General features: G+C 37.2%; 21 protein-coding genes and 1 pseudogene. 16 read left to right on the plus strand and 6 right to left on the minus strand.

Annotation, left to right across the window (positions count from 1 at the left end; all coding sequences use genetic code 11):
• Positions 1 to 19: 19 nt before the first annotated feature.
• A complete protein-coding gene (locus LC455_RS28025) occupies positions 20 to 379 on the minus strand; it encodes a YugN family protein (protein ID WP_223595956.1) in 360 nt (119 codons plus the stop codon).
• A 187-nt stretch (positions 380 to 566) separates the two neighbouring features.
• Between LC455_RS28025 and LC455_RS28030 the strand changes: the two genes are divergently transcribed.
• Positions 567 to 1,001 carry a CBS domain-containing protein gene (locus LC455_RS28030; RefSeq protein ID WP_223595958.1) on the plus strand — a complete coding sequence of 145 codons (435 nt, stop codon included), beginning with the start codon at positions 567 to 569 and terminating at the stop codon, positions 999 to 1,001.
• A gap of 184 nt (positions 1,002 to 1,185) precedes the next feature.
• The gene (locus tag LC455_RS28035) at positions 1,186 to 2,262 is read left to right on the plus strand and encodes a CAP domain-containing protein (RefSeq protein WP_223596033.1); all 1,077 of its coding nucleotides are present in this window, start codon (positions 1,186 to 1,188) and stop codon (positions 2,260 to 2,262) included.
• Between the two features lie 300 nt (positions 2,263 to 2,562).
• Here the strand turns inward: LC455_RS28035 and LC455_RS28040 are convergent, their stop codons facing one another.
• Positions 2,563 to 2,925, minus strand: a complete 363-nt coding sequence (locus tag LC455_RS28040) for a hypothetical protein (protein WP_223595959.1) — start codon at positions 2,923 to 2,925, stop codon at positions 2,563 to 2,565.
• 23 nt (positions 2,926 to 2,948) lie between these two features.
• Positions 2,949 to 3,431: a PaaI family thioesterase gene (locus LC455_RS28045; protein ID WP_223595961.1), complete on the minus strand. Its 483-nt coding sequence runs from the start codon at positions 3,429 to 3,431 to the stop codon at positions 2,949 to 2,951.
• A 149-nt stretch (positions 3,432 to 3,580) separates the two neighbouring features.
• Here LC455_RS28045 and LC455_RS28050 point away from each other — a divergent pair, with 149 nt between their 5' ends.
• From LC455_RS28050 to LC455_RS28070, 5 genes are all read left to right on the plus strand, one after another.
• Positions 3,581 to 3,985 (plus strand): YlbD family protein, encoded by a 405-nt coding sequence (locus LC455_RS28050; RefSeq protein ID WP_223595963.1) that lies wholly within the window; start codon positions 3,581 to 3,583, stop codon positions 3,983 to 3,985.
• A gap of 17 nt (positions 3,986 to 4,002) precedes the next feature.
• The gene (locus LC455_RS28055; RefSeq protein WP_223595965.1) at positions 4,003 to 4,242 is read left to right on the plus strand and encodes a YlbE-like family protein; all 240 of its coding nucleotides are present in this window, start codon (positions 4,003 to 4,005) and stop codon (positions 4,240 to 4,242) included.
• 103 nt (positions 4,243 to 4,345) lie between these two features.
• Positions 4,346 to 4,696 carry a hypothetical protein gene (locus tag LC455_RS28060; protein ID WP_223595967.1) on the plus strand — a complete coding sequence of 117 codons (351 nt, stop codon included), beginning with the start codon at positions 4,346 to 4,348 and terminating at the stop codon, positions 4,694 to 4,696.
• A gap of 60 nt (positions 4,697 to 4,756) precedes the next feature.
• A complete protein-coding gene (locus tag LC455_RS28065; protein WP_223595969.1) occupies positions 4,757 to 5,194 on the plus strand; it encodes a YlbF family regulator in 438 nt (145 codons plus the stop codon).
• Between the two features lie 130 nt (positions 5,195 to 5,324).
• The gene (locus LC455_RS28070) at positions 5,325 to 5,600 is read left to right on the plus strand and encodes a YlbG family protein (protein WP_223595970.1); all 276 of its coding nucleotides are present in this window, start codon (positions 5,325 to 5,327) and stop codon (positions 5,598 to 5,600) included.
• 31 nt (positions 5,601 to 5,631) lie between these two features.
• Here the strand turns inward: LC455_RS28070 and LC455_RS28075 are convergent, their stop codons facing one another.
• Positions 5,632 to 6,021 (minus strand): DUF7147 family protein, encoded by a 390-nt coding sequence (locus LC455_RS28075; protein ID WP_223595971.1) that lies wholly within the window; start codon positions 6,019 to 6,021, stop codon positions 5,632 to 5,634.
• Between the two features lie 349 nt (positions 6,022 to 6,370).
• On the opposite strand from LC455_RS28075, the gene rsmD reads away from it, so the two are divergent.
• From rsmD to LC455_RS28090, 3 genes and pseudogenes are all read left to right on the plus strand, one after another.
• Positions 6,371 to 6,931 carry a 16S rRNA (guanine(966)-N(2))-methyltransferase RsmD gene (gene rsmD / locus LC455_RS28080; RefSeq protein WP_223595972.1) on the plus strand — a complete coding sequence of 187 codons (561 nt, stop codon included), beginning with the start codon at positions 6,371 to 6,373 and terminating at the stop codon, positions 6,929 to 6,931.
• Positions 6,932 to 6,944: 13 nt separating this feature from the next.
• On the plus strand, positions 6,945 to 7,427 hold the full coding sequence (gene coaD, locus LC455_RS28085; protein WP_223595973.1) for a pantetheine-phosphate adenylyltransferase: 483 nt from the start codon (positions 6,945 to 6,947) through the stop codon (positions 7,425 to 7,427).
• 108 nt (positions 7,428 to 7,535) lie between these two features.
• A pseudogene (locus LC455_RS28090) lies at positions 7,536 to 8,698 on the plus strand (IS3 family transposase).
• A 60-nt stretch (positions 8,699 to 8,758) separates the two neighbouring features.
• Here the strand turns inward: LC455_RS28090 and ylbJ are convergent.
• Positions 8,759 to 9,973 carry a sporulation integral membrane protein YlbJ gene (gene ylbJ / locus LC455_RS28095; RefSeq protein WP_223595974.1) on the minus strand — a complete coding sequence of 405 codons (1,215 nt, stop codon included), beginning with the start codon at positions 9,971 to 9,973 and terminating at the stop codon, positions 8,759 to 8,761.
• Between the two features lie 210 nt (positions 9,974 to 10,183).
• Here ylbJ and LC455_RS28100 point away from each other — a divergent pair, with 210 nt between their 5' ends.
• The gene (locus LC455_RS28100; protein ID WP_223595975.1) at positions 10,184 to 10,963 is read left to right on the plus strand and encodes a patatin-like phospholipase family protein; all 780 of its coding nucleotides are present in this window, start codon (positions 10,184 to 10,186) and stop codon (positions 10,961 to 10,963) included.
• A 7-nt stretch (positions 10,964 to 10,970) separates the two neighbouring features.
• Positions 10,971 to 11,990 carry a SepM family pheromone-processing serine protease gene (locus LC455_RS28105; protein ID WP_317851490.1) on the plus strand — a complete coding sequence of 340 codons (1,020 nt, stop codon included), beginning with the start codon at positions 10,971 to 10,973 and terminating at the stop codon, positions 11,988 to 11,990.
• Positions 11,991 to 12,081: 91 nt separating this feature from the next.
• On the opposite strand, the gene LC455_RS28110 is transcribed toward LC455_RS28105, so the two are convergent.
• The gene (locus tag LC455_RS28110) at positions 12,082 to 13,296 is read right to left on the minus strand and encodes a nucleotidyltransferase (RefSeq protein ID WP_223595977.1); all 1,215 of its coding nucleotides are present in this window, start codon (positions 13,294 to 13,296) and stop codon (positions 12,082 to 12,084) included.
• Between the two features lie 424 nt (positions 13,297 to 13,720).
• On the opposite strand from LC455_RS28110, the gene LC455_RS28115 reads away from it, so the two are divergent.
• The 4 genes from LC455_RS28115 (at position 13,721) to LC455_RS28130 (ending at position 16,064) form a co-directional block, all read left to right on the plus strand.
• The gene (locus LC455_RS28115; RefSeq protein ID WP_223595979.1) at positions 13,721 to 14,245 is read left to right on the plus strand and encodes a YceD family protein; all 525 of its coding nucleotides are present in this window, start codon (positions 13,721 to 13,723) and stop codon (positions 14,243 to 14,245) included.
• A gap of 83 nt (positions 14,246 to 14,328) precedes the next feature.
• Positions 14,329 to 14,502, plus strand: a complete 174-nt coding sequence (gene rpmF, locus LC455_RS28120) for a 50S ribosomal protein L32 (protein ID WP_066318102.1) — start codon at positions 14,329 to 14,331, stop codon at positions 14,500 to 14,502.
• Between the two features lie 88 nt (positions 14,503 to 14,590).
• The gene (locus LC455_RS28125) at positions 14,591 to 15,346 is read left to right on the plus strand and encodes an enoyl-CoA hydratase/isomerase family protein (protein ID WP_223595981.1); all 756 of its coding nucleotides are present in this window, start codon (positions 14,591 to 14,593) and stop codon (positions 15,344 to 15,346) included.
• Between the two features lie 88 nt (positions 15,347 to 15,434).
• Complete coding sequence (locus LC455_RS28130) at positions 15,435 to 16,064, plus strand: RsfA family transcriptional regulator (RefSeq protein ID WP_223595983.1); 630 nt, start codon at positions 15,435 to 15,437, stop codon at positions 16,062 to 16,064.
• Positions 16,065 to 16,086: the final 22 nt, after the last annotated feature.

The raw sequence follows: 16,086 nt of genomic DNA on the forward strand, positions 1-16,086 counted from the left end.
TTCACGCGTCTTGTCTTTTTTACTCAGCAAATTTACTAACTTCATTCTTTACTTCATCAAGTATTTTTTTGCACTGGCTAACAAGGGAAGCTGGAAAGTTTTCACCCTCGCCATATTCTACCCCATGAGGATAATAATGCTTTCCTAATAATGGTGTCATTAATTGAATTGTTGCTTTAAAAGTATCGACATCACCTTCAACCGCATAGCCTTGAACACGAAGGTAAAAGACGCCTTCCTTCATTTCAAACTTGCGGTCATATGTAACACGGTCGTAGTCCCATTGACCAGCGCGAATTAAACCGTGATTATGCATTACTTCATCCAAACGGTTAATTTCAGCTTTAAATTTTTCAATTCCAATGTTCTCGAATTTCACAATAAATCCCTCCTAAAAAACAATGCCATGCCCCTATAGATTCAGTATTGGTATTATAGCAAGTTTAATTCATTTTTAATAATAGAGGAAAATGCGATAACTTGCAATGGATACATTCAACGAATAAATCATTCTCTATTGGACAACCTAGATTATGTTCCGAGCAAAAAAACATGGGGGCGAGAAAATGGAAACAATCCGTGATATTATGACAGATGAAATTGAATGCTGTACATTATTAGATAACATCTTTGAAGTTGCCGTAAAAATGAAAGAACTTAATGTTGGTGCCATCCCAATTGTAGATCAAGAAAAACTTGTCGGAATGATAACAGATCGGGATATTGTAATTCGGGGAGTAGCAGAAAAGCACCCGGGTTCAACAAAAGTGGAAGATATCATGAGCGATAAGCTTATCACCGTATCTCCGGAAACCTCCAGCAATGATGCAGCTAAGTTAATGGCGGAGAATCAAATACGCCGGCTTCCAGTGGTTGAGGATGGAAAACTAGTCGGAATTGTCTCACTAGGGGATTTTGCTATTCGTGAATTAACAGATGACCAAGCGAAAGAAGCTCTTACGCAAATTTCTGAGCAAAACTATAACGGGGTACAGCATTAAAAAAATTATTTTCAAAAATAGAAAATCGATGATAAAACAGGTACAAAAGTACCTGTTTTATTTATTTAATTGTTTATTTATCAGACATTTTTGATAATAACTATTACTTAACATGTTATTGATGATATAATTATTTTATCTATACATATAATGATAGAAAAAGTAATAGAGAGGGTGAAAGCCTCTGAAAGCTTTGTTAAGAATCTTAGTACTGTCAGCAGTGTTCTTAACAATTGGATTCTATGCCAGTATTAATGATAAACCTAAAGATAAGGTTCTGATAAAAGAAGATCATACATCTGAAATGCAACAATCGGGGGTACAAGAAAATCCTGATACTAAGCCAAGTAATAAAACTGCTTCTGAATTGCCTAAGCAAGGATTAGCATTATTAATAGGCAAGGATATTGCTTCCCTTGAAAATGAATTAGGGAAACCAGCTCGAATTGATGAAACACTATATGGCTATCAATGGTATATTTATAACCAGGATTATAAACGGTATTTACAAATAGGTGTTGAAAATCAGCAAGTTGTGACCATCTATGCCATTGGTGAAAATCTGGATGTCGCTCCTTTTGAGATTGGCCAGCCAGTAGAGGAAATATTTAATACACAATTTATTGATACAAATATTAATATCGATTTAAATGGAAATTCATATCGTTTCGAATTGAATGATACAGATTTGAATCTTAGGCCCATAGTTCAGTTAGGGAATGTCTATGTGCAATTATATATCGATAAGTTTACAGGAAATCTTTCAAGTGTTAGGTTTCTAAATGCGGACACGCTGATTAAGCAACGTCCTTATGAACTTGTATACACCGGGCAATTAATCGAACCTCCGACACCTGATGAAACTAAGTGGAAAGAGATCGAACGCGGAAATGAACAAGAGATCTTTGATCTTACCAATGTATTGCGCATAAGACACAAATTAAAGCCTTTAAAATGGGATACTCCGACCGCAGAGGTGGCTTTTGGTCATAGTAAGGATATGTCGGATAACAATGATTTTTCCCATACATCAAAAAAATTCGGAGACCTTTCAAATCGGCTTAAAACAGCAAAAGTTGCCTACCAATCGGCTGGAGAAAATATTGCTGCTAATTATACAGATGGACCTGCAGTCGTGGAAGGCTGGCTGAATAGTAAGGGACATCGTGATTCATTATTAAATAAAGACTATACACATCTTGGAGTAGGTGTTTATAAGAAATACTATACCCAAAACTTTATTCAAAAGGCTGAACAATAAACTACCGTAAAAAGGTGACAATTGCTTGTCACCTCAGATTGTCGAGAAAAAGTATTTTTCTCGGCAATTTTTTTGAATTGATTGTCCTGCTATCAGGCCTGTTGATTAACAAAAGGTATTGCAACACACTTTTTCATCCTGGATAAATGCGTTTAATTCTTTTTTATTTTTTAAATAGGTTAGAAAAAGGTCTTAATTTATAAACACTCAGTTGATTGGAGCGAAGCGACGAGGAGGCTCGCCGGCACGCTCGCGGAAAGCGAAGCGCCTGGAGCGCAAATCAACTGACAGATTAAAAGCCTATTTAAATTCATGTTTCTCAAACTGACTAAATAAAAATTTTGTCCCGTCCCATTTTCCAATTATACGAATCTTTTCTCCTATTTGAAAAGATTCCGTAATGACACTTTCAGTAATGGGAGTTATTTTTTTTGCCGTAATTAATTTTGCATCCGTTTGGATTTGAAGGATCTGTACAAAAACGTATCTATGGTAATAAAAGCGCTCTTTCTCTTCAACAATGCTTTTAATTTCCCCCGTTAAAACTGCTTCTGGATGGACATGGCTCATGGAAAGCCACTTTTTGTCATGCTCTTTCCTTTCTTTCTGTGTAAGCCAAAAAAAATAAAGGCAAATAATCGGAATGAGAATGGCGGTAACCATCTTAAATCAATCTCCCCACACAATTATTTTTTTATGATAAAAAAGGTACCTGTTGCATGGGCAATTTTTTTTCCATCACTGCGGTAAGCCTCTCCTGAAACCACCATTGTTTTTGTTCCTTGATGAACCATTTCGGCTCTGCAGCGGAGCTGTTCCCCGGCACCTGGAGCAATATAATGGATGTTAAGCTGATTGGTCACAGCACCATATCCTTCTGGGAGAAGATTATTTGCCAGTGTCCCCATCGCAGTGTCTATTACAGTGGCAGTTATTCCGCCATGAACGATCCCCAAGTTATTATCAAGTGTGGGATTAAGTGGAATGATTATTTCACAAGAATGATTGTCTATTTTCTTTTCCATATGGAGAATCCCATCCAGATAGATATTGTTTTTACGATTAATCTTCCGTTGAACTCCTTCCATTAGGATAGACAAGGCTTTTAAATCTTCCTCTGACCCCGTTTCGATGCAGTTTTCTAAAAGTTGACGCAGTTCATCTTTCATACTTGTTACCTCTTTCAAATCTTTTTCTTAAGTCATATTACCATTTACAAGAATATTAATAAATATTTTAACCTTCATAAGAGGTTTCACATTTCAAATTCTTTTTCATATTGTATTATTGGCGATGATTATGGGCAGAGGTGAGAAATATGACGCAAAAAAATTTGCACCCATCCGTATTAAAATTTAAAGAATTTGTTAAAAACAATCCAAATCTCATTCAAGAGGTAAGGAAAGGGAAAGCAACCTGGCAGGAGTTATATGAGGACTGGTACTTATTGGGGGAAGATGATAAACGCTGGGAAACACTTGGAATAGAAAAAAGTCCAGAACCGGAAGTAAGTACGGAGTCTAAGGGAGATTGGATGTCCAGTGTTATCGGTATGGTGAAGAAAATGGATCCAAATCAAATGCAAAATCACATTAATAACCTCAGTCAGGCACTCGGTGCGATACAAGGAGTAATTTCTCAATTCCAAGGGAATGGTGCTGCAGGCGGTTCAGCAAAGCCTTCAGAAGGACCTAAACATCCATTTCAATTTAGAAAAGATTAGAGGAAGTGACGATAAGTATGCGTAAAGATGTTCTTGAATATTTAGAAAGACAAAAGGATTTAAAACAATTTGTTAGAGAGCAGCCGCTATGGTACCGAAAGCTGTCACGAAATCCATATGACCTGCAGTCTCTTGAGGTAGCGTCATTACATTATTATAGAAAGACGATACCTGACCAGGTTGAAAAGTTTTCAAATAGTGTACAAATGGCTTCCATGATGTATAGCATGTTTCAGGCAATGAAAAATCAAAACTAACAAAGACCACATGCAAGTAGATGTGGCTTTTTTTATTTTTTTACTTAAAGACTAAAAAATGCTAAGGAGGCGAAAAATACAGGAATAGAAGGAGTGATGGGCGTTGAAAAAATTTATTCCACTAGGTCTAATAATGTTGTTGGGCATATTTATATTAGGGTTTAATAAACAAGAATTTCCTTCCCTTTATGTCAAGCACCATACAAGAGGAAATCAAGTTATGGTCGAATGTATCGTAACAGGGATTAGTTTTCGAGAATCAGAACATAACAAGCACAAAGTGGGCAAAATGGTGGTATGGGTCGATGGAAAAAGGAATTTAGAAATCGCCTCTGCAGCTTTTATCATAAAAAATCTTTCTCCTGGCAGCCATACATTAAAGCTTGAAGTCGTGAAACTAAATAATGCACCATACGGTTTAGACAAGGAATTTGTGGTAAATATCCCTAAATAAACGGAAATTTTGTTTTTCTCCAAGCTTTCATGTTAAAATAGCTTTGGAGGTGAGCGCAAATTGCTTGCTACTTTAGAAAGAATTGAATTATTGGATCAAGCAGACCAGTTAGCCAAAATGGTATTAGAATCCGAAATTGTAGAACATTATCAGATATGTTTATATAAAATGCAAACCAATAAGGAGACACAGCGGAAAATTAATCGCTTTGTAAACTTAAAGGAGCTTTATGAAGAGGTACAGCGATTTGGGAAATATCATCCTGACTATAAAAGGGTCATGTCCCAAATTCGTGAATATAAAAGGGAAGTGGATTTAGATCCGCTGGTGGCAGAATTCAAGTTAGCCGAGAATGATTTGCAAGCTCTTTTGGATGAAATTAGCTTGTTAATTGGAGGAGCAGTGTCCAAACATATTAAGGTACCGACAGGCAATCCGTTTTTTGATAGCGGCCATGGCAGCGGCTGCGGCGGCGGAGGAAGCTGTGGATGCGGATGAAAAAATCAGCTTATTATTAGCTGATTTTTTTTCCCTTTTACAAAGCTTTTAGAAAAGTTTAAATTGAAATATAATGTTTTAATATGCTAGACTTATTTAAAATGATGGTTTATCTGAAGGGGTAAAAAGTATGTTTGTTCAAAGACAAGGATTGGTGGTTTGGCTATACTCTTTAAAACAAGCGAAAATGCTAAGACGCTTCGGAAATGTACATTACGTTTCAAAAAAACTGAAATATGTTGTTTTATACTGTAATCTCGAAGATGTCGAAGGAATTATGGAAAAGTTGAATTCTTTTTCATTTGTAAAGCGAGTAGAACCTTCTTATAAGCCATTTTTAAAAATGGAATATGAGAATTCTGCGCCAGATAAAGCAAAAGAGTATGATTATAAAATGGGCATTTAAAAAGGTGGGGCATTCTTTTGCCTCACCTTTCTTATTGAAGTGGAACGATATAATGATTCAATCTTAGAATTCCAATTAAATACTGATAGAATAAATCTTTTTCATGAAAAAGAGAGGAAGGTTTTACTGACAATTGATAAATTTCTTTACCAAGTTCCCTGGCAGTTTGGGCAAAAAGATTATATCGTTTGTTTTCTGTATAATTGGGATTTGGGATCCCTTCCCGGCAAATATAAAGTGCTTGAAATTTTCCTGGGTCTGTAGGTTTTAAACCAACAACCAAGGAGGATACTTCCTTATCTTCAATTTTAGTGTGGAGAGCCATCATAAGCTGCAGGCGATGCTGATTTGCTTTGGCTAGTTCAATCAGTTCATATAAATCAGAATATCCTTCTCCAAGTTCTATAAAGCGCTGGATCAAAAAAAAACTCCCCTTTTAGCTGTTAATTTCATCAATACTTTATCACTTCTTGTCTCTATTTTGAAGGGAAAAAAGAAAAAAACCCTGCAGAATTAATTCTACAGGGTCCTTCTACATCCTAACAATAGGATAGAAGGCAAAGGGAGAGGAGAAACCGGAGGAAGAACTTATGGGGAAACGTAAGTCTTCTCCGCGGTTGGCAACAACATCCTCGAATTGATGTTGTTAATATCATTATTTCCAACACCAAAAAGCTTATACGTATTTTTTTATAAAATTTCAATTCAGGCCAAAAATATGATAGGATGGAAAAAGATTATTTATTAGATAAAAATGTGGTGATATATTAGTGAGAGTGGTGTCAGGCAGTTGCAAAGGTAGACCCTTAAAGGCAGTTCCAGGTAATTCAACCAGACCAACCACGGATAAGGTCAAAGAAGCAATTTTCAATATGATTGGTCCTTATTTCGATGGCGGTATGGGATTGGACCTTTTTGCAGGAAGCGGCGGATTAGGTTTGGAAGCGCTTAGCAGAGGATTGGACAAGGTTATCTTTATTGACCGGGAGTCGAAAGCAATCCAAGTTATTCACGAAAATATTAAAGCATGTAAATTTGAAGAGAAAGCTGAAGTCTTTCGTAATGATGCCGAAAGAGCAATTAAAGCTCTTATCAAAAGAGAAATAAGCTTTGATTATATATTTTTAGACCCGCCCTATAAAAAACAGCAGCTCGTTAGTTTAATGGAAAAAATGGACGAGCAGGAATTAGTCAAAACGAATGGAATTATTATTTGTGAACATAGTTTTGACGTAGAATTACCACGTAATGTGGGAAGGTTTACACAAATTAAACACGAAAAATATGGAATTATTGCAGTGACAATTTATTCAAGAATGGTTGAAGAGTAGAGGAGGAGTCATTTTGGCTAGTATAGCCGTTTGTCCAGGTAGTTTTGATCCAATTACATATGGCCATTTAGATATTATTCGCAGAGGGGCCAAGGTTTTTGACAAGGTTTATGTAGTGGTATTAAATAACATAGCAAAACATCCGCTATTTACGGTTCAGGAACGGATTGAGCTAATCCGTGAAGTTACAAAAGATATACCAAACGTACAAATAGACGAATTTTCGGGATTACTCGTAGACTATGCAAAAAACGTAAATGCAAATGCCATTCTTCGCGGCCTTCGGGCGGTTTCAGATTTTGAGTATGAGATGCAAATAACCTCGATGAACCGGGTATTGAATGAGGATATTGAAACCTTTTTTGTCATGACGAACAACCAATATTCCTTCTTAAGCTCAAGTATTGTGAAAGAGGTCGCCAAATATAATGGCAAGATTTCAGAGCTTGTCCCGCCAATTGTTGAAAAAGAATTGCACAAAAAATTTAATGCTTAACGACATAAAAAGAGCTGGGCTTTGAAGAGACCTAGTTAAATAAGACAAAGGAAAAAGCACCCCCTGAATCGTATTTTAAATAATACGTAACTCAGGAGGTGTTTTCTTATGGGGAGGAAAAATGCTTACTCAGAAGAAGTTAAAATGGCCGTTATTGAGATGAAATTGAGTGGTGAGTATTCAAACCGTGAAATTATGGATAAATTCGGAATAACCAATGTTACTCAGGTTAAAGGGTGGATGCAGTGGTATCGTGAAGGGCAACAATATCGTTTAGCACAAGGGATCGGAAAACAATACAGTTATGGGAAAGGTCCTGAGGAATTATCTGATATTGAACAATTAAGGAGAGAAAATGAGTACCTAAAGGCACAAATAGAAATTTTAAAAAAGTTCCAAGAAATCGAGAGGAGTTGGTTCCAGAAACTGTAGTCAACTTAGTTGAAAAATTAAAAGACAAATATTCTGTAACCTTTCTTTGTAAATGTATTGGTATACCCAGATCAACTTACTACAGATGGAAGACTCAAGGTGGAAAAGATAAAACTGAACTAGAAATACAAATCATTGAAATTTGTAAACGTTATAAATTTAAAATTGGCCATCGGACAGTTTAAGCCTGGCTTTTACGTGATTATAAGAGGAAGGTTAACCGAAATACGGTCCAACGAGTTATGCAAAAATATAATTTGCAATGCCGGGTGAGACTAAAACGTAAGAATAATATAGCTGGAGAAATGAAGGTAGTGGTCCCTAACCATTTGAATAGGAATTTTAAAGCATCTAGACCGAATGAAAAATGGGTTACAGATATTACTTACCTTCCATTTGGTCAATCTATGCTGTATCTCAGTACAATCATGGATTTATTTAATAATGAGATAATCGCATACCGAATTAGTACCTGCCAAGATGTGTCTTTAGTTATAAATACATTAAAAGACGCTGCAGAAGGCCGTGATACGAATGGAATAATACTTCATAGTGATCAAGGGTCTCAATATACGTCCTACTCATTTCAAAGAATAGCAAAAGAAAAAGGCATTACCACAAGCATGTCCCGGAAAGGCAATTGCTTGGATAATGCCGTGATTGAATCCTTCCACTCCACCATAAAGTCGGAAGAATTCTACTCTCAAGGAAGAGAGTTTCTTACAAATTCAATTGTAATTGAAAGAGTTAAAAATTACATCAATTATTATAACCGTATACGACTTCAGGCAAAATTAAACTACCTATCCCCGATTGAGTTTAGGGAACAGGTAGCATAATTGGTGCTTTTTCATTGTCTCATTTTAATAGGTCAGTTCACTTTGCCTAGCTCTTTTTTATTAATTTTTCTTTAATCTGAAAAATAATAGCAAAACATATAATAGAAGGGAAAAGATCGTAATTAATGGTCCAATTTCTATTAACCGATTGTAAAAATGATTCGTCCATGTACCTTCACCAAAGAAACCTACTGGTAACGCGTTGGAGGGCTGCTCGTTATTTGAAAAACGAATATAGATGGGTTTCCATAAAACAAGTGCAAACAGACTTGCGAATACTCCTTGAAGGATTCTAGCCAAAAAAAATGGTTTAAATCTGATATCGGTTTGAGCAAGAATACTGGCAACCTGTGCCTGCACACTAAAACCGCTAAAAGCTAGAATAAAGCTCGTTATCATGGCCTTTTGCAATAATGTTGACTCATGAACAAGACTAGTAAGCTGACTTCCTAAAGTGATTTCAAATAATCCTGAGATAAACGGGATGCTTAGCATTTCCGGGATAGACAGAGAGGAAAGAAGAAGCTCAACCGTTTTTGCCAGTGCCGCAGTAATATGTAAATGGTAAAGCAGTTTATTGATCACGGAAAATAATATAATAAAGCCACCCACCATTAAAAGGGTTTGAATGGAAGAATTGACGGCATCACCAAGAAGTTTACCAATAGGCCGATTATCTTTTAACCTTGTTTGATGCAGAGCGGAAAGAGCTGATCTTATTTTAGAGCTATTCCGTTTCTTCGCTTCCTCCTCCGGTGTTTCATTCCCGTAGAAACGCATGATAAGCCCGACGCAAATATTTCCTAAATAATGAGCAAGTGCAAGGAGAATTCCCAAATGGGTATTATGAAAAAATCCGATTGAAACGGCTCCAAAGATAAATAATGGATTAGAGGAATTTGTGAAACTAACAAGTCTTTCTGCTTCAATTTGTGTTAACTGTCCTTCCTGGCGTAACCTTGCCGTAAATTTTGCCCCAGCAGGGAAACCTGAGGCCATACCCATTGCCCAGACAAAACCGCCAACACCTGGTACCTTAAAAAGCGGTCTCATCAGGGGCTCTAGCAGTACCCCAATAAATTTTACAACGCCAAAACCAATCAACATTTCAGAGACAATAAAAAAAGGTAAAAGGGAAGGGAAGACAATTTCCCACCACATATTAAGCCCGCGAATGGAGGCGTCAAAGGATTCTTGTGGGAAAGAAATAAGTGAAGCTGCTAATATAGTAACTGAAACTGATAAAAAGACCGTTTTAAGTTTCGAACGAAACAATGGTATGGTCCTCCTTCCCTGAGTTTGTTTAAGCTCATACTGTCCAATCCATGATTTGAATGATAAAATAAGAATACTTCGTGCATAAATGCCTTGTCCCATATAACTCAAATATACTCATAGAACGCTAATTTAGACCATAAGATTGAACGAGTTTCAATTTTATGGCTTTTGTGATATTATTCATTTTTTTATCTAGGAGGTACGGATATGGAGCACCCGAAAATAGGCTTGGCACTGGGTTCAGGTGGAGCACGTGGGTTTGCTCATTTAGGTGTCATCATGGCATTAACAGAAGCTGGCATTCCCATCCATTTGATTGCAGGAAGCAGTATGGGTGCTCTTGTCGCCAGTTTTTATGGGGCTGGAATTGACCTGGACCGATTATTTAAATTATCAACCGCATTCAAGCGGAAATATTTTTTAGATTTTACCGTTCCGAAAATGGGATTAATTTCTGGAAAGAAAGTAAAGGAATTTATCAGGCTTTTTACTCATGGAAAAAATATAGAGGATTTATCGATACCGATTGGTATTGTAGCAACTGATTTATTAACTGGTGAAAAAGTTGTTTTCAAAGAGGGAGCTGTCGCTGAAGCCGTCAGAGCCAGCATTTCTATTCCGGGAATCTTCGTTCCTGAAAAATATAATGGAAGAATCTTTGTCGATGGCGGAGTTTCTGACCGTGTTCCGGTTTCTGTAGCTAAAGAAATGGGAGCAGATATCGTAATTGCTGTCGATGTTTCGAGAGTGAAGCGTAACGCTGAAATAACTTCGATTTATGATGTAATCATGCAAAGTATTGATATTATGCAGGCCGAAATTCTCAGCAGTCGAGAAATTGCTGCGACCATTATGATTCGCCCGCCTGTCGAAATTTACAGTTCCCGTGCATTTACCAACATCGAAGAGATTATTAAAATGGGAGAAGAAGAAACAAAAAAGCATATACAACAAATAAAAACTGAAATTGAACAATGGAAGGGGTGAATTTAGCTTGCGTAAAAAAATATATATTGGATCGTTCTTATTGCTAATTTTTATACTAATTGGTGGTATGTATTATTCATTACCTTATTATGTTTCAAAGCCTGGTATGGCAAAAGAACTTGCTCCAATCATATCGGTTGAAAATGGTTATAAGGATGAAGGGAACTTCATGCTGACTACAGTTAGGATGGGCAGGGCTAATATTTACTCATATTTAGAGGCGAAAATCAGAAAATATGAAGAAATTTATCCTGTGGACTTGATTTTAAACAAAAAAGAAACGGAAGACGAATATAATGCCAGACAGCTTCATTTAATGGCAGGATCGAAATTGAATGCTATAGAAGTGGCATACCGTAAAGCTAAATTACCAGTACATTACAAATTTAAAGGGATTTATGTCATGCAAGTCCTGCCTGGTATGCCTGCGGAAGGAAAATTGCAGGCTGGTGATCGGATATTTAAGGTGGATGGGCACGAGTTCTCATCTTCGGAAAAATTTATTGATTATGTGGGGAAAAAAAAGGCTGGGGAAGAGATTACCGTAACCTTTCTAAGAAACAAAGAAGCGAAAACAGCAAAGGTGGATTTGCAGCCATTTAAAGAGGATCCGAAAAAAATAGGCATTGGAATTTCTCTTGTGGATGATAAAGAAATTAAGGTCAATCCAAATGTAAAGGTAAGAACGGACGAAATAGGCGGTCCATCTGCAGGATTGATGTTTTCATTGGAAATCTATAACCAGTTAACGAAAGAAGACTTAACCAAAGGGTACCAAATAGCTGGAACAGGGACCATTGATGTTGATGGAACTGTTGGCCCAATCGGTGGTATTGAACAAAAAATTGTTGCTGCTGACAAGGCTGGTGCTGAAATCTTTTTAGCCCCGAATGAAAAAGGAGCAAAGGATTCTAATTATAAAGCAGCAGTAAAAACAGCGCGTGATATTCATACCAAAATGAAAATAATTCCAATTGATTCATTTGATCAAGCCGTTGATTATTTAGAAAAGCTTCCAGAAAAGTAAAAAAGATGGTGAAAACCATCTTTTTTATATTACGTCACGATAAAGGCCTTTGTTGATAGTAAACTCTGTGATTGGAGCACAAATCAACAGCCTATTTTATGTAGATTGGCGGCTTTTTAAATTCTTCGTGGAACAGTTCACTTTTGGAGAAATTAGGAATCACCATGGAGTAAATACGAGCCGCTTTAATATCATGAATTATGTTTTTATCTTTATGTGAAGACAGTTTAGAAACAACAGGAAGGCTGAATTGTTTTTTCATCTTATTTAAATATTCTTTTCCTTTTTCCGTCATGCCTAAGAGCCTTAAATATTGGGCTTTATCTGTAAGTCCCGCGATATCTGTCTTTTTTGTATTGGTTAAAATATGGACGCAAAGCCTTTGGAGTCTTGTCCATGTATAACGCTTAGTTTTTATTTTTTGCATAAATTCATGGAAACTATTGGATTCTATCGCTGCAGAAATCAGTCGGTTTTCTAGCCCTTCCTCTACCTCGTAGATTTCTTTTAGCTGTTCAGGGGTAACTTGTATAAGCTGGAATTGCAGATAGCTCCAGTAATTCTCCCATTGATGAAACATATGATATTTTTGAAAATAGTCGATTAACAGCTGTTTTGTGGGTAAGGGTACATATTGACTGATATCCGCCTTATGGTCATCTTCTGAAAAAATCGCCTTTCTTATACTCGTGGCACTGGCAATTGTTTCAGATGCAAAATGTTCGTCATGATAGTCGGCATTTTTTCGAGCCACAGTTAACGGCTTAATCGAACTCTTTTGTTTATGAATCGCTTTTATGTACTGAAATCCGAGAATATTATTTGGCTTTGCCAAATCTAAATACCTTCCTGAATCTGATAAATGCCCAAATGCCATTGCTATCGCCTTTGGATAACTAACACCAGTATTGATAAAACGTTTAATATTTTCATCAAAAATCTTTTGATTTTCTTCGAGGAAATCAACAGTTTGATGAAATAAAAAAATATCTCCGCTTTCACTTCCAAAGCATAGCGACTCACAGCCAGCTGCATCCAAAATAGAGACTGCGCCATTTGCAAAGGTTTCTGCCTTTTGGACGGCAAAACGGTAAGGAAGTTCAAAAACGAGATCAACCCCATTTAAGAGAGCCATTCGTGCCCGGTGCCATTTAGATACAAGAGCAGGTTCTCCTCTTTGTAAAAAATCCCCGCTCATAACAGCTATCACCACATCCGCCTCCGCTGCTTCCTGAGCAGCCTGTAAATGAAAGGCATGTCCATTATGGAAAGGATTATACTCGACAATTAAGCCAACAGCTTTCATCTGATTCCACCTAAATTCTTGGCAGTGTTAAAAGTTATTATAATTTTGAAACTCTGTTGATTAGAGCGGAAGGCGTGAGACTCCTGCGGGAGGACGGGGCAGGGGAGACCCCGCAGGCGCATAAGCGTCGAGGAGGCTCCCCGGACCGCCCGCGAACCGCTCGCGCCTGGAGCGCAAATCACCAGCCAAGTTTAACACAGCTAAATTCTTAATAACAAATTTATTATCATTATAGCAAAATTATAAGGAATCCAATCAAATATTATGATAAGATTGGGAAGATGTTTGTAAAAAGCTCTAATGGACACACTAGTATAGATAATTTCTTATTAGTAAAACTCGCCTAAATAAGGTGTAAAGAAAAAACATTGACAAAAATATTATCGAAGGCTATAATTACCTTTGTTGCCTTGGGGTGATTCATTTGAAATGGACATTAAGTCAGTTACAAAAATATCGAAACAAGGATTTTCTGATTGATGATATCATTCGGGTTGATGAGATTAAAGAAACGGATCCATCCATCCGAGAAGTTTCTCCGATGCATATAACTGGTCGGGGTGATATTGATTCAACGAAAGTGGCATTCCATTTAAAAATAGATGGTTACCTTATCCTTCCTTGTTCTCGTACTTTAGTGGATGTAAAACTTCCGATTAATGTCGAAACAACTGAAACGTTCCTCTTACAAGGTTCAGAATATGAAACTGAAGAGGAATCACATCAAGTAAAGGGTGATGTGATTGATTTAAAACCAATCATTCGCGAAATCCTGTTACTTGAGGTTCCAATGCAAGTTTTTTGCGATGATGTCGTGAGTGAAGATGCAGCTCCGCAATCCGGCAAGGATTGGGAAGTTATTCACGAAGAGGACCGATCAAAAAAGATTGACCCGCGACTAGCAGGGCTTGCTAAGTTTTTTGACGAAAACAATTCTTCCGAATCATAATTCGGCAAAACAAGAAGCAAAGTGAAGAACCAGCATTCCTGGCCTTCATTACTTTCTTATAACTCTTTAAGGAGGTGGGAAGAATGGCTGTACCTTTTAGAAGAACTTCTAAAACTGCAAAAAGAAAGCGTCGTACTCATTTTAAATTAAACGTACCTGGTATGGTAGCTTGCCCAAACTGTGGTGAAATGAAACTTGCTCACCGCGTATGTAAAGCTTGCGGAACATACAAAGGAAAAGACGTAGTTAACGACTAATTTCAACTTCGATAAAAAGCACAAGGAGCGCTCATGCCCTTGTGCTTTTGTCATTTCAAGCGAACCTCCAAAGAAGGGATGTTGTAAATTGTCATACATAATTGAAAAACAGGAAAAGGGTTATTTGTTATTTACCATTACAAGAAGCGAAAAAAGAAATGCCATAAATTATGAAGTAATGGATGGGTTGGCTGAAGCAATAAAAAAATCCATGCAGGGGGACATAAAGGCATTAGTTATCACTGGTGATGGGGAACGTGCTTTTTGTTCTGGCGGAGATTTATCGGTCTTTCATTCCCTTCATACGAAGGAGGAAGCCTATTTAATGCTTTCTAAAATGTCCAATATTCTTTATTCATTGTTATGTTTACCGATTCCGACAGTCGCTCTAATGAGTGGGGCTACTGTAGGTGGCGGTATGGAGCTTGCAACAGCCTGTGATTTTCGCTTGGCACGTAACGGGGTTAAAGCAGGGTTTGTTCAAGGAAAGCAGGCCATAACCACGGGTTGGGGAGGTGGCTCTATTCTTGCGGAAAAACTTCCAGCTTCTTTTGCCATGAAATTATTAATGGATGCAGAGCTCCAAACAGCAGAATTTCTTAACGATCGTGGTTTTATAGATGCACTTTTTGAAAATGATCCTCTAAAGGCTTGTGAAGAATTCCTAGATAAGCTATTATCCAACGAGGTGAATGTTTTACGATCGTATAAAAGAGTATGGATTCGCAAGTGGGAGGAAACTAAACTTCGAGAAAGAATAGAGGAAGAAGTTAAAAATTGTGCCATACTTTGGGAAAGTGACGCCCATCTTGAATATGTACAAAGATTTTTAAACAAAAAATAATAAATAAAGAATAAAACACCAGTCTTGTTAAGTCTATCTTTTCTAGTAGATGCATATGTATTATAAAAACACTAGGAGGGATATTCTGATGTCACCAACTCGACAAGATGCTTGGTCTCAGGACGAGGATTTGCTGCTCGCAGAAGTGGTGTTAAGACATATTCGCGAAGGCGGTACACAGCTGCAAGCGTTTGAAGAGGTAGGAAAACAGCTAACAAGGACCTCAGCAGCCTGTGGTTTCCGCTGGAATTCGTATGTTCGAAAGCAATATAAAACTGGTATTGAGCTAGCGAAGAAACAGAGAAAAGAATTGAAAAAACAAGCTGTCGAAAGTGAAGATACGCTGATTCAGGAACTAGGTCAAGTCGAAAGCGTATCATCAGCGCCTAGTAACGAACAAGAAAGTCCAATTACCTTGTCAGCAGTGATTCATTTCTTAGAGGTACTCAATAATAAAGTGGAGCAAACATCCTCTATAGAAGAGGATAGAAACAAATCTATTGAAAAAATCAAAGAGTTGGAAAAGAAAACTTATTATTTGGCTGCGGAAAATGAAAGACTGTCAAAAAATTTGAAGGCGATTGAAGAGGACTACCGTTCTTTAATTGAAATTATGGAAAGAGCCCGGAAAATGGTTGTGTTACAGGATGAGGATCGGCAGCAAAAAGTGAAATTTCAAATGGACAAAAACGGAAATCTGGAGAGAATTGAAAAATAGAGAAAGCGGACTACACGTCCGC

It is taken from the genome of Neobacillus bataviensis (genome assembly GCF_019969725.1).